The organism is Rhizobium sp. RHZ01, assembly GCF_014851595.1.
In the GTDB taxonomy this organism is placed as follows: Bacteria; Pseudomonadota; Alphaproteobacteria; order Rhizobiales; family Rhizobiaceae; genus Rhizobium; species Rhizobium altiplani.
Genome location: NZ_JACUZZ010000008.1, coordinates 94,396 through 107,577, shown reverse-complemented (window position 1 = coordinate 107,577; position 13,182 = coordinate 94,396). Strand labels below are relative to the sequence as shown.

General features: G+C 60.1%; 12 protein-coding genes. 7 read left to right on the top strand and 5 right to left on the bottom strand.

All coding sequences use genetic code 11. The annotated features are described in order from the left end of the window. The first annotated feature begins 74 nt into the window (after positions 1 to 74). The 4 genes from IB248_RS11105 (at position 75) to IB248_RS11090 (ending at position 5,023) form a co-directional block, all read left to right on the top strand. The gene (locus tag IB248_RS11105) at positions 75 to 1,442 is read left to right on the top strand and encodes a glutamine synthetase family protein (protein WP_018857116.1); all 1,368 of its coding nucleotides are present in this window, start codon (positions 75 to 77) and stop codon (positions 1,440 to 1,442) included. A gap of 104 nt (positions 1,443 to 1,546) precedes the next feature. Beyond that, positions 1,547 to 2,932: an aldehyde dehydrogenase family protein gene (locus IB248_RS11100; RefSeq protein ID WP_169681479.1), complete on the top strand. Its 1,386-nt coding sequence runs from the start codon at positions 1,547 to 1,549 to the stop codon at positions 2,930 to 2,932. Next, on the top strand, positions 2,929 to 4,080 hold the full coding sequence (locus tag IB248_RS11095) for an iron-containing alcohol dehydrogenase (RefSeq protein WP_169681478.1): 1,152 nt from the start codon (positions 2,929 to 2,931) through the stop codon (positions 4,078 to 4,080). Before IB248_RS11100 ends, IB248_RS11095 begins: the two co-directional genes overlap by 4 nt. Positions 4,081 to 4,309: 229 nt before the next feature. Then, on the top strand, positions 4,310 to 5,023 hold the full coding sequence (locus IB248_RS11090) for a ParA family protein (RefSeq protein WP_018858289.1): 714 nt from the start codon (positions 4,310 to 4,312) through the stop codon (positions 5,021 to 5,023). 72 nt (positions 5,024 to 5,095) lie between these two features. Here the strand turns inward: IB248_RS11090 and IB248_RS11085 are convergent, their stop codons facing one another. Beyond that, positions 5,096 to 6,448 carry a L,D-transpeptidase gene (locus IB248_RS11085; RefSeq protein ID WP_026371936.1) on the bottom strand — a complete coding sequence of 451 codons (1,353 nt, stop codon included), beginning with the start codon at positions 6,446 to 6,448 and terminating at the stop codon, positions 5,096 to 5,098. 232 nt (positions 6,449 to 6,680) lie between these two features. Between IB248_RS11085 and IB248_RS11080 the strand changes: the two genes are divergently transcribed. The 3 genes from IB248_RS11080 to IB248_RS11070 all read left to right on the top strand — a co-directional run bounded on the left by IB248_RS11080 (position 6,681) and on the right by IB248_RS11070 (position 8,345). Then, complete coding sequence (locus IB248_RS11080; protein WP_169681476.1) at positions 6,681 to 7,520, top strand: DUF4432 family protein; 840 nt, start codon at positions 6,681 to 6,683, stop codon at positions 7,518 to 7,520. A 69-nt stretch (positions 7,521 to 7,589) separates the two neighbouring features. After that, positions 7,590 to 7,928 carry a TIGR01244 family sulfur transferase gene (locus IB248_RS11075; protein ID WP_018858292.1) on the top strand — a complete coding sequence of 113 codons (339 nt, stop codon included), beginning with the start codon at positions 7,590 to 7,592 and terminating at the stop codon, positions 7,926 to 7,928. Between the two features lie 72 nt (positions 7,929 to 8,000). Next, positions 8,001 to 8,345, top strand: a complete 345-nt coding sequence (locus IB248_RS11070) for a RidA family protein (RefSeq protein ID WP_018858293.1) — start codon at positions 8,001 to 8,003, stop codon at positions 8,343 to 8,345. 39 nt (positions 8,346 to 8,384) lie between these two features. On the opposite strand, the gene IB248_RS11065 is transcribed toward IB248_RS11070, so the two are convergent. Genes IB248_RS11065 through IB248_RS11050 form a run of 4 tightly spaced genes read right to left on the bottom strand, consistent with a single transcriptional unit; the run spans position 8,385 to position 13,163 of the window. Further along, the gene (locus IB248_RS11065; protein WP_169681472.1) at positions 8,385 to 10,043 is read right to left on the bottom strand and encodes a thiamine pyrophosphate-binding protein; all 1,659 of its coding nucleotides are present in this window, start codon (positions 10,041 to 10,043) and stop codon (positions 8,385 to 8,387) included. Beyond that, positions 10,040 to 11,242 (bottom strand): CaiB/BaiF CoA-transferase family protein, encoded by a 1,203-nt coding sequence (locus IB248_RS11060; protein ID WP_018858295.1) that lies wholly within the window; start codon positions 11,240 to 11,242, stop codon positions 10,040 to 10,042. Before IB248_RS11060 ends, IB248_RS11065 begins: the two co-directional genes overlap by 4 nt. An 18-nt stretch (positions 11,243 to 11,260) precedes the next feature. Then, entirely contained in the window at positions 11,261 to 12,217 is a 957-nt protein-coding gene (locus IB248_RS11055) for a DMT family transporter (protein ID WP_026371937.1), read from the bottom strand. A 16-nt stretch (positions 12,218 to 12,233) separates the two neighbouring features. Continuing rightward, positions 12,234 to 13,163, bottom strand: a complete 930-nt coding sequence (locus IB248_RS11050) for an alpha/beta hydrolase (protein WP_026371938.1) — start codon at positions 13,161 to 13,163, stop codon at positions 12,234 to 12,236. Between the last annotated feature and the right edge of the window lie 19 nt (positions 13,164 to 13,182).

Here is a 13,182-nt window from a genome sequence, read left to right as displayed (position 1 = left end):
TGCGGCGCGCCCGTTTGACGGCATGCCCTTTCGTTGACCCGATTTTTTCAGTTCCAGGTTCAGGCGGATTCAATATGAGCATCTATACTCTCGACGATCTCAAGCAGGATGTTGCCGACGGGCGCATCGACACGGTTCTGGCATGCCAGGTGGATATGCAGGGCCGCTTGATGGGCAAGCGTTTCCAGGCCGAATACTTCCTCGAGAGCGCATGGAAGGAAACGCACAGCTGCAACTATCTCGTCGCCACCGACATGGAGATGGAAACCGTCTCCGGTTACAAGGCGACGAGTTGGGAAAAGGGTTATGGCGACTACACGATGAAGCCCGACCTTTCGACGCTGCGGCGGATTCCATGGCTTGAAGGTACGGCGCTCGTGCTGTGCGATCTGCTCGACCACCATTCCCACGAAGAGGTGCCGCATTCGCCGCGCGCGATCCTGAAGAAGCAGGTCAAGCGTCTGGAAGACATGGGCATGAAGGCCTTTATGGCCTCGGAGCTCGAATTTTTCCTGTTCGACCAGACCTACGACTCCGCGCACGCAGCCGGTTATCGCAACCTGAAGCTCGCCAGCGCCTATAACGAGGACTACCACATCTTCCAGACGACCAAGGAAGAAGAGGTTATGCGGGCAATCCGCACGGGGCTTCAGGGGGCCGGCATTCCGGTCGAGAACTCGAAGGGTGAAGCATCCGCCGGGCAGGAGGAAATCAATGTCCGGTACGCCGATGCGCTGACGATGGCGGACCGCCATGCCATCATCAAGAACGGCTGCAAGGAGATCGCCTGGTCGAAGGGCAAGGCAATCACTTTCCTCGCCAAGTGGCACTATAATGCCGCCGGTAGCTCGTCACATATCCATCAGTCGCTCTGGAGCGTGGACGGCAAGACGCCGCTTTTCCATGACGAGAAGGGCAAGTACGGCATGTCGCCGCTAATGGAAAACTACATCGCCGGCCTGCTCTCGCACGCGAGCGAGATCACGTATTTCCTGGCACCTTACATCAACTCCTACAAGCGCTTCATGGCCGGCACGTTCGCGCCGACAAAAGCGATCTGGAGCAAGGACAACCGCACGGCCGGTTATCGTCTCTGCGGTGATGACACCAAGGCGATCCGCATCGAGTGCCGTGTTGGTGGGTCTGACCTCAATCCCTATCTCGCTTTTGCGGCACTGCTTGCTGCGGGCATCGATGGCATCGAGAACAAGGTGGAACTCGAGGCTCCATTTGTCGGCGACGCCTATGGCGCTCGCCGCGTCCGCGAGATCCCGCGCACGTTGCGTGCGGCAACCGTTGCCATGACGAAATCGAAGATGCTGCGCAATGCCTTCGGCGATGATGTCATCGACCACTATACTCGCGCAGCCGAGTGGGAGCAGGAAGAGTACGATCGTCGCGTCACCGATTGGGAAGTGGCGCGCGGTTTCGAAAGAGCATAAAGCGTAGCCAAGCCGGACGGCGTCCTGTCACACGATTTCCATATCTCGGGAGATTGTTTGGGAGGTCCGCCGGTTTCGGCACGCTAAAACATAGGATGAAGATCATGGGAATGATCCAATGCATTTCACCGGTCGACGGATCGGTTTACGCCGAGCGCCCGGCGCTTTCGCTGGAGGCGGCGAAAGAGGCCGTTGCGCGTGCGCGCAAGGCGCAGAAGGCCTGGGCAAAACGCCCGCTGGAAGACCGTGTTCAGCTGGTGCTGAAGGGCGTCGCACGGCTCAATGAAATGTCCGACGTCGTCGTGCCCGACCTTGCCTGGCAGATGGGCCGCCCGATCCGTTATGGCGGCGAATACAAGGGCTTCAACGAGCGCTCCAACTATGTCGCCTCGATCGCTGCCGATGCGTTGGCGCCGCTTGTCGTCGAAGAGAGTGACAAGTTCGAGCGCCGGATCGAGCGCGAGGCGCATGGCGTCGTCTTCGTCGTGGCGCCCTGGAACTACCCCTACATGACGGCGATTAACACGATCGCCCCGGCGCTCATGGCGGGCAATGCGGTTGTTCTGAAACATGCCTCGCAGACGCTCCTGGTCGGCGAGCGGCTGGTGCAGGCCTTCGTCGAGGCCGGCGTTCCCGAGGATGTCTTCCAGAACGTGTTCCTCGATCACGAGACTACCTCGGCCCTGATTGCTGCTGGTAGCTTCAATTTCGTCAACTTCACCGGTTCGGTCGAAGGCGGTCGCTCGATGGAGCGCGCTGCGGCGGGTACGTTTACCGGGCTTGGCCTGGAGCTCGGCGGCAAGGATCCAGGCTACGTCATGGAAGACGCGGATCTCGATGCGGCGGTCGATACGCTGATGGACGGCGCGACCTACAATTCCGGCCAGTGCTGCTGCGGAATCGAGCGCATCTATGTGCACGAGTCGCTCTATGACAGCTTCGTCGAGAAGTCGGTCGCCTGGGTATCGAACTACAAGCTCGGCAATCCGCTGGATCCGGAAACGTCGCTTGGGCCGATGGCGAACAAGCGTTTCGCCAAGGTCGTGCGCGAGCAGATCGCCGATGCCGTCTCCAAGGGTGCCAAGGCGTTGGTCGATCCCAAGCTGTTCCCGCAGGACGATGGCGGCGCTTATCTCGCTCCGCAGATCCTGGTCAACGTCGACCACTCCATGGCCTTCATGCGCGAAGAAACCTTCGGTCCGGCTGTCGGCATCATGAAGGTGAAGAGCGACGACGAGGCAGTGGCCCTGATGAACGATAGCCAGTACGGCCTGACGGCTTCGCTCTGGACGAAGGATCCGGAGCGGGCAGGGCGGCTTGGTCGCGAGATCGAAACCGGCACCGTGTTCATGAACCGCGCAGACTATCTCGATCCGGCGCTCTGCTGGACCGGTATCAAGGAAACCGGCCGTGGCGGCTCGTTGTCGATCATCGGCTTCCACAATCTGACGCGTCCGAAATCCTACCATCTGAAGAAAGTCACAGCATGAGCAGCAACATCACAGCCAACTGGAGCTATCCGACCGCCTTCAAGTTAGGTCGGGGGCGCATCAAGGAACTGGCGGACGCCTGCAAGAGCCTTGGCATGAAGAAGCCGCTGCTGATTACCGATCGCGGCCTCGCGTCCATGGCGATCACCAAGACGGCGCTCGACGTTCTGGAAGACGCCGGTCTCGGTCGCGCAATCTTTGCCGATGTAGATCCGAACCCGAACGACAAGAACCTCGACGCCGGCGTCAAGGCGTTCAAGGATGGCGGCCACGACGGCGTGGTTGCCTTCGGTGGCGGTTCCGGCCTTGATCTCGGCAAGTGCGTGGCCTTCATGGCCGGCCAGACGCGCCCCGTCTGGGACTTCGAGGACATCGGTGACTGGTGGACACGCGCCGGCGTCGAAGGCATCGCGCCGATCGTTGCCGTGCCGACGACGGCGGGCACGGGCTCGGAAGTTGGTCGCGCCAGCGTCATCACCAATTCCGAAACCCATGTGAAGAAGATCATCTTCCACCCGAAGTTCCTGCCGGGCGTCGTCATCGCAGATCCGGAACTGACGGTCGGCATGCCGAAGATCATCACGGCCGGCACCGGCATGGATGCCTTCGCGCATTGCCTGGAAGCCTATTCCTCGCCCTTCTACCACCCGATGTCTGCCGGCATCGCGCTGGAGGGCATGCGCCTCGTCAAGGAATTCCTGCCACGCGCCTACAAGGAAGGCACCGACCTCGAAGCCCGCGCGAACATGATGTCGGCGGCCGCCATGGGCGCTGTTGCTTTCCAGAAGGGCCTCGGCGCCATTCATGCGCTGTCGCACCCGATCGGCGCGGTCTACAACACCCACCACGGCATGACGAATGCCGTCGTCATGCCGGCCGTGCTTCGCTTCAACCGTTCGACGATCGAAGACAAGATTGCGCGTGCTGCAGCCTATCTCGGTATCTCCGGCGGTTTCGACGGATTCTACAACTACGTGCTGCAGCTTCGCGCCGAGCTTGGCGTTCCCGACAGCCTGTCTGCGATGGGAATCAAGCCGGATCGAATCGATGAACTTTCGGCGATGGCGATCGAAGATCCGAGCGCCGGCGGCAATCCGGTCAAGATGACGCTCGAAAACACGAAGGCGCTCTTCAAGGACTGCTTCTGAATTTAGACAAGACGGCGGACCCAACTGGCCCGGAAAGCTTAGGCTTTCCGGGCCTTTTTATTCGTGGCGTCGTGTTTTCGAGGGGATGCAAGAAATGTCAGCCGCAATTTCAGGCGCCGTGTTTAGGAGTTGTTAACCATCATTGTAAAGGATGCGTTAACCGCACGATGTTTCGGAAAGTGCGCGACAGGGCCATAGAGAGGCTCACTTTTCCCTTCGAGGACCGTCCATGCCAGTCATCACTTTCGCAAACACCAAGGGCGGCGCCGGCAAGACCACAGCCGTGCTTCTTCTCGCCACCGAGCTTGCCCAGAAGGGCTATCGGGTGACAATCCTTGACGCAGATCCGCAGCACTGGATCACGAGATGGCATGAAGTATCCGGGCATGTGGCCAACATCTCGGTCATCGATTTCGTGACGTCGGCGTCGTTGCCGCTGCACATATCGGAAAACAAACACAATACGGACTACTTCATCGTCGATCTGCCCGGTGCGCGTAATCCGCTGCTTGCCACGGCAATCGGCCTCTCCGATCACGTGCTGGTCCCGATCCAGGGATGCGCCATGGACGCTCGGGGCGGCGCGCAGGTTCTCGAATTGCTGCAATATCTGGACGAGAAGGCCGGCATCCGTATTGGGCACTCGGTCGTGTTGACCCGTGTCAACTCGATGGTGACCACACGCGCGCTCTCCATCGTCAAGTCGCTGCTGAGCGAGCGCCAAGTGCCGGTGTTGGATACTGCAATCATCGAGCGGTCTGCCTTCCGAGACATCTTTGACTGTGGGGGCACACTGCATTCCCTCGATCCTGCCCGGGTAAGCAACCTCGACAAGGCGCGCGAGAACGCGCGCTGTTTCGCTGAAGAGATCATGGGCAAGGTCCCGGCAAAGCTCCCGGAGCCGGCGCGCAGCACTGGCCCGTTGATCCGCTCAGCCGCCTAGCGGAAACTGTCTGCTAAACAAAAAAATGCGCCCTTTGCGGCGCATTTTTTGTTGGTGGAATGGCAGGATCGATCAGTCGGTGAATTCGACTGTTACGCCCGGCTTGACCATCTTCGCCAGTTCGGTGGCGTCCCAGTTTGTCAGACGGATACAGCCATGGCTCTGGGTCCGACCGATCTTCGATGGTTCCGGCGTTCCGTGGATACCGTAAGTCGGCTTGGAGAGCGCCATCCAGACCGTGCCGACCGGGCCGTTCGGACCCGGCGGAATGTTCAAGATCTTGTCGTTGGCGCCCTGCTGGAAATTGATCTTCGGATTGTAGGTGTAGCCCGGATTGAAAGCTACGCGCTCGACGGTGACCGTACCCGAAGGCGAGGGCGTATCGGTCGAGCCAATCGAGGCCGGGTAGGCAGCAACCAAATTGCCCGCGTTGTCATAGGCAAAGACCTGCTTGCGGCCCTTGTCGGCAATGATTCGCGCGACCGATCCAGCTTTCACTTCGCCAGGATTGACAACCTTGATGACCGTGCCGGGAACCGTGAAGTCGATGCCCGGATTGATTTCCTTCAGGAAGCCTTCGTCCATATGGAAGCGCTCAGCGAGCATTTCCGTTGTCGAGGTGTAGCCGAGCGACGACATCGCGGCCTTGTGTGCGTAGTCCTCGGGGATCTCCGCGACATAGGGGCCAGCGGCATCCGCAGGCGTGATCGTGTAGCTCACCAGCGGCAGACCGCCGGTCATGCGAAGCTGCTCGAGGATGGCGTCCGTATTGTTCGGGTCGAGAGTCTCACCCGTCATCTGCTGGTAGGCATAGATCGCTTTGGTCACGTTCGCGCCCATGTGGCCATCGATCGCACCTGGGGACACGCCGGCGCGGTCGAGGAACACCTGAAGGGCGACGATCTCGGACTTCGACTTGTTCTTGAGCGTGATCACCGGCTCCTGAGGCGGCTTCGGCTGCGCCATCTCCGGCATTTGCTGGTCCGGCTCGATGGAAGCGTAGTTTTCGCCGCCTTGCGGGTAAGGCTGCTCGTCCAGGGGCTGTCGGTCGATAGCAGCGTCACGCGGGATCGAGCCGGTGACGGCGCCGCGTTCGGAATAGCGCGAATCGCCGTAGGGATCGTCGCCGTAGTAAGCGTCGTTATTGTAGGCATCACGCACGGGCGGGCGCGGGTAGTAACCGCGGGCGCGCATTTCGGTCGCAATCACATTGCCATAGGGATCGACCAGTACGCGGTTACCCCTGCGGTCGCGCGCGTAGGCGGCGCCGGATGGTACGTAGTCGAGGATATCGCCGTTCGGCGCCACGAAGACAATGTCGCCCTGGCGTCCGTTGTAAAACTGCTGCGCATCGGCAGAAGGCGCGACAGCGATGGCGAGCACGGCAGCTGCGGCAGACAATCCCGATCTTACAAAGCGATTCACGTCTTCATATCCTTCAGTGACTTGGCCGACACACACCTGCGAATTTTGACGCTAGTGTGGAATTTATGAAATCGTACTGAACAAAAGATAAATATTTGGTGATTTCTCCTTTGCTCATAAACCTTTGGGGTGAACTGCCGGTTCCCTGAAGCGGCATAGCAGCCGCGATTGACGAATGCCGCTGCGAGACATATCGCTGCATCAGTCGCCAGAACCGGGAGGAAGTTGGACAATGATCGAGTTTGCCGCGGCAAGAGGGCCGAAGCTGATGCTGGACGAGACGTCGCAGATGGATATCGGCGGCTGTATCGTCAATGGTGTCGACATCGCTCCCAAGAAGGCGGTCCCCGATGACGGCGACGCGCGCATCTCGCATTCTGTCGAAGGCTTTCTCTTTACCTGCGGACCGGACCATATCCGTCACCGCGAGCCGATTCCGGGTCGCGCAGACGGCAAGGTCTATCCTTTGCATGGATCGGGCCCTGGTCATGCAGCCAGGATCCTCTGGACGAAATTCGAGAATGGGAATGCCGAGTGCCGGGCGGATATCGATATCGTAACGGTCGAAGGCTTGCCGGCTCGAATTGAACGCCATTGGTTCATCAACGGTCAGACAGGCGAGGTCAGTCTTAAAGACAAGGTCGTCAACACCAGCGACAAGGTCGTGCCGACTTTCCTGATGTACCATATGAATATTGGCGGCAAGTGGTTCGATGCCGGCACGCGTCTCGAAGGCAAGATGCTCGAGGGTGGCGGCTTCCCCTGGAATTTTGGTGAAGAGCCGGGTGGCATCTTCTGCGTTAAGGCGCCGGCAACGCACAGCGGTTTTGCCGAGGTGCGTCTTGGCCCGATAGCCGCGATCGGCGGCAAGGTCCTCCGAGTGCGGGTCCTTGCCGAGACGTTGCCGCACCTGCAGGTCTGGCGCAATCAGAAGGCACCTGCCGACGTCCTCGGCATCGAGCCGGTGTCGCATCGCTGGGTATCTCGCTCCGAGCTGGAAGCAGCGGGTGAGTTCATCATGCTGAAGCCCGGCGAGAGCCGAAATTATGCGCTCAGCTTTGCCTTCGTGTGAGTGATCTGCGGTTGACGCTTGGCATGGGGCGGCGTAGTCATTCAGCCCATGATTTCAGGAGGATTAGCGATGGACATTCGCCAAATCGACGACGAATATTCGGTTTCCGGACAGATTTCGGTCGAGGATCTCGATCAGATCAAGGCCATGGGCTTCAAATCGATCGTTTGCAATCGCCCGGACGGCGAAAGCCCGGATCAGACGCCTTATGCCCTGGTCGAAGCGCGCGCAAAGGAACTCGGCCTCGATATCGCACACGTGCCGGTCGGCCCGATGGGCGTCAACGAAGAGGCGATTGCCGGGATGGTCGACGCGCTTGATGAGTTCCCGCGTCCGATGCTCGGCTATTGCCGCTCCGGTGCCCGTTCGACCGCGATCTATCAGAAGACGCAGCACATCCGCGCATAACACAATCACTGACCCGAGTCCGACGCCGCTTCTTTCCAGCGGCGTCTTTCATTTCACCAATAGGAGACAATCATGAGCATTAAGCGCATCGACGTTGGCGCCCGCATGAGCGGCGCGGTCGTCCACGGCAACACGGTCTACCTCGCAGGTCAGGTCGGCGAAGGCGAAAGCGTCACCGAACAGTGCAAGTCGGCACTGGCTGAAGTCGATCGTCTGCTCGCTGCGGCCGGTTCGAACAAGTCGAAGATCCTGCAGACGCTGATCTATCTCTCCGACATGTCCTACTTTGCCGAAATGAACGCTGCCTGGGAAGCCTGGGTCGACCCGGCCAACACGCCGGCTCGCGCTACCAGCGAAGCCAAGCTTGCTGCACCGAAGTACAAGGTCGAGTTCACGGTTACCGCCGCCCTCGACTAAGTCGACGGTGTTGTAATCTCGAAGGCCGGTGGGTTTTACTCACCGGCTTTTTGTTTGGGCAATTTCCGAAAGGGTACGTGTCGGCGTAATTGCTTCCGGATCGAGCCTTACCTCGATGATCGAGGGCTTGCCGCTTGCCCGCGCGCGTTCGAAGGCGGCGGCGAAGCTTTCCGTCGTCTCGACGGTTTCCCCATGGCCGCCATAAGCACGCGCAAGTGAAGCAAAGTCCGGGTTGGTCAGGTCGGTGCCGCTGACGCGGCCGGGATATTCCCGCTCCTGATGCATGCGGATGGTGCCATAGATGCCGTTGTTGATGACGATCGCGATGATCGGCAGGCCATAGCGTACGGCAGTCGCAAACTCCTGGCCGTGCATCAGGAAGCAGCCGTCTCCGGCGAAGCAGATGACCTCGCGTTCGGGAAAGAGCTGCTTGGCCGCGACAGCGGCCGGCAGGCCGTAGCCCATGGAACCTGATGTCGGGGCTGCCTGGGTGTTGAACTGGCGGAAGCGATGGAAACGATGGAGCCAGGTGGAATAGTTTCCCGCGCCGTTGGTGAAGATCGCATCGGGGCGTGTGTTTTCTTCGATCCACTCCATGATCGGTCCCATGTGGACCGGTCCCGGGCCGCTCTGCGGCGGTGTCGACCAGGTGATGTAGGCTTGGTGCATCCGTTCAGTGCGCTCCGCCCATCTGAGTTCGCTTGGCGCCTCGAGATCAGCAAGATCCGCCACGAAGTCACTCGGGCTCGCGCAGATTGCCAGGTCGGGGCGATAGACACGGCCGAGTTCTGAAGGATCGGGATGAATGTGGACGAGCGATTGCTGTGGGTAGGGGATGTCGATCAGCGTATAGCCGGAGGAGGGCATTTCCGACATCCGGCCGCCGAGCAGGATCAGCAGGTCGCTCTCCTTGATTTCCTTCGCCAGCGCAGGGTTGACGCCGATGCCAACATCCCCGGCATAGTTCGGGTGTAGGTGATCAAACAGCATCTGCCGGCGGAAGGAGCATCCGACGGGGAGCGCGAAGCGTTCCGAGAAGGCTTTCAGGTCGGCGACCGCATCCGCATCCCAGCGCGTGCCGCCGACGATGACCATCGGTCGCTCCGCCTTCAGCAGGCGAAGATAGAAGTCGTCAATCTGGCGGCGGCCGGGATGGGCTTCGACGCGCGAATAGCGTTTTGCGCTGGGCGCCTCCACCTCGTCTCGCAGCATGTCCTCAGGCAGTGACAACACAACAGGGCCGGGACGACCGGATGTTGCGATCGCAAAGGCGCGGGTGACGAACTCCGGAATGCGAGCCGCGTCGTCGATCTCGCCGACCCATTTGCTGAATTCGGTGAGGGCGCGGCGATACTCAACCTCCTGGAAAGCCTCCCGCTCGCGGGCATCGCGCTGGACCTGCCCGATGAAGAGGATCATCGGGATGGAATCCTGCCTGGCAATGTGCAAACCCGCCGTTGCATTGGTGGAGCCCGGGCCGCGGGTGACCATGCAGATGCCGGGCTCGCCGGTGAGCCTGCCCCAGGCATCCGCCATCATGGCCGCTCCGCCTTCCTGTCGGCAGACCACCACGTCGATGTCGCTGTCATAAAGCGCATCGAGGACGGCAAGGAAACTCTCGCCGGGTACGCAGGAGAGGCGTTTCACCCCATTTGCTTTCAGGGCCTCGACGATCAGTTCCCCGCCGGTCTTCTTCATGATGCTCTTTTCCCCTCCAGTTCGGCGAGTTCCGCCAGAACTTCCTCCTGATGCTCTCCCAGCCTCGGGCTCGGCCGCTCGTAGCGCAAAGGCGTTTGCGACAGCACGACCGGCGTCCTCACACCGGGAATGACGGTACCCTTTGCGTCCGCGAGATCTACCCGCAACCCACGCGCCTGGATTTGCGGATCCTCAAACATTTCTTCGATTGTATTGATCGCACCGGCCGGAACCGCATCCGCCTCACAGGCTTTCAACAGGTCGGCTTTCTGCCATTTCAGCGTTTCGGTGGAAACCAGCTTGCGTACCTCGTCGCGGTTCGCGACTCGCGCCTTGTTCGTGGAATAGCGTGCATCGTCGGCAATGCCCTGGAGGCCGAGGATCGCGCAGAGGCGGCGGAACTGGCCGTCATTGCCCACTGCGAGGATCAGATAGCCATCGGCGGCGGGGACGACTTCATATGGCGAGATATTCGGATGCGCGTTCCCAAGCCGGGTCGGGGCTCGGCCAGAAACGAGATAATTCATGTTTTGGTTGGCGAGCACGGCGGATTGTACGTCGAGTAGCGCCATATCGACCAGCTGACCTTCGCCGGTCTTCTGCGCGTGGATGAGGGCGGCCTCGATGGCTGCGACGGCATAAATACCGGTAAAGACGTCGGCGATCGCGACGCCCGCTTTCATCGGCTGTCCGTCCGGCTCGCCGGTGATCGACATGAAGCCGGACATGCCCTGAACGATATAGTCGTAACCTGCCAGGCTGGCATAGGGACCGTTCTGGCCGAAGCCGGTGATCGAGCAATAGACAAGCTTCGGATTGATCTTTTTCAGGCTCTCATAATCGAGACCGTATTTCACAAGGCCGCCGAGCTTGAAGTTCTCGATGACGACGTCGGCCGTGGCGATAAGGCGGCGGACGAGGGCCTGATCCTCTTCGCGCTTCAGGTCGGCGGTGATCGAACGCTTGCCGCGGTTGGCAGCGTGGTAATAGGCCGCAGAGAGGTTTTCGCCGTCGGCACCTTCGACAAAGGGGGGCCCCCAATGCCGCGTGTCGTCGCCTCCATCGGGGTTTTCGACCTTAATCACGTCGGCACCGAGATCGGCCAGCATCTGGCCCGCCCATGGCCCGGCAAGCACTCGCGCAAGCTCGATGACGCGTATGCCTGATAGCGGCGGTTTTTGGAGCTGATTGTCTGTCATGTTCCTCCCACGATCAGATCAGGGCGCCAGGGCCGATTGAGGTGTATCGGATACGGGCTTCGATGCAAAGCGGCGCTCGCGCCAGATGATGTACAAGCCCGATGCGATAATGATCAGGATACCGACCCACTTGAGCGCATCCGGAAAGTCATCGAATACGAGCCAGGCGAAAAAGGTCGCCGACACGATCTCGAAATACTGCAGTGGTGCCAAAATGGAGGCAGGTGCTGCACGATAGGCATAGACGCCGAAGATGCCGGCAATGGCCGCCGTGACACCGACGCCGACCAGATAGAAGTAGCCCCGGCCATCCGGCATCACCGCGTCGAAGATGTCGGAACCTGTGCCGCTGCCAAAGGCAAGCAGGATCGCGCAGAACAGCAGACCCCAGATGCCCATCTGAAGCTGCATCGCCCACGGATCTTCTCGGTGCGAAAGCACGCGGGTCATCAAGGCGAAGATGGCGATGCAGAAAGCGCTGACGACGGGCAGAAGCGCGACGTAGCCGACCTCTTGAAAGCTCGGCTGGATAATCAGCATCGCGCCGAAGAAGCCGACGCCGCAGGCAATGTAGCGGCGCCAGCCGATCGTCTCCTTGAGGAAGATACTGCTCAGGATCGTCAATATGATCGGCTCGACGAAGAAAATCGCGATGGCGTCAGCAACCGGCATGAACTTCAGCGTCGTAACAAAGGAGACCATGGAAATGGTAATGATGGCGCCTCGGATGGCGTGAAAGATATTGGCTCGCCAGGAGAAGGTCTTCCAGCTTCCTCGCCAGACAACGATCGGTAACATGCAGAGAGCCTGCACCACAAAGCGGGCGGCGGTGATTTCCGCTGCAGGAATCGTAGCGATCGCGAGCTTGGAAAAGATGTCGATGATCGGGGACACCAGCACCGACAGGAACATCAGGAGAATGCCGGTCGAAACCTCCGAAGCGGAGGCAGAACGGGACGAAATGCCATTGCTCATCGCGAAACCCTTCAGTTCAGGATCTTGCGATCGCTTCGTCGCACCAGTCGGCGAATGCGGCGATGGCCGCGTCCGCTCCAATTTCATTCAGCGTTTCGTGGCGCATGTCCTGATATATCTGTGTCCTGATACGGGAGAAGCCGTGAGCTTTCAAATGCTTTGACAGCCAGATCACCGCTTTTCCGTTATCTGTTGCCGGATCCTGTCCGCCGCCGACAAGGTGGATCGGCGTGTGCTTCGGCAGCCGGTCCAGTTGCGCCTCTTGTGGTGCGCGAAACGTCATCTCGAAAATATCGAGCCAGAGCGACACGGAAGCATCGAAGCCACACAGAGGGTCAGCAATGTATTTGTCGACCTCAACAGGATCGCGGCTTAGCCAGTCGAACTCGGTTCGACGGTTGGCAATGGACTTCCCCCAGGTGCCGAAGGTGAGCTTCGGTAGGATGCCGCTTGGAACATCGGAGCCCTTAAGGGCTCGTTCTGCCAAGAGGACCGCCTGGGCGGCCCGTCCCGATAGACCCGGGTTGAAATTCGAATTCCAGACGGCAATGGCGTCATATTTCTCCGGATAGGTGATCGCCGCGTTGAGCGCGATGAGCCCGCCCATCGAGTGCCCGAAGAGGATGACGGGGAGGCCGGGATATTGCTTTACGGCAAGCTCGCGGACAGAGCCGACATCGTCGATAACCTGTCGCATGCCGTTGCGGCGGGAAAAACGTCCGATTGGCGCATCCGGGCCAGTCGTTTCGCCGTGCCCACGGTGATCGAAGGCGAACACATGGTAGCCGCGGGCTGCCATCGCTGCCGCAAAACGGGAGTAACGTCTGGAATGCTCGGCCAGCCCATGAGACACAAGGAGAATTCCGCGTGCCTCGGATTGCGCCGGCTCATGATGAAAGGCGAGTGAAGCGTCCGCCGTTTCAAGGCGTTGCGTTTCTGCGAACATCATATCCTCCCGTTGCCGG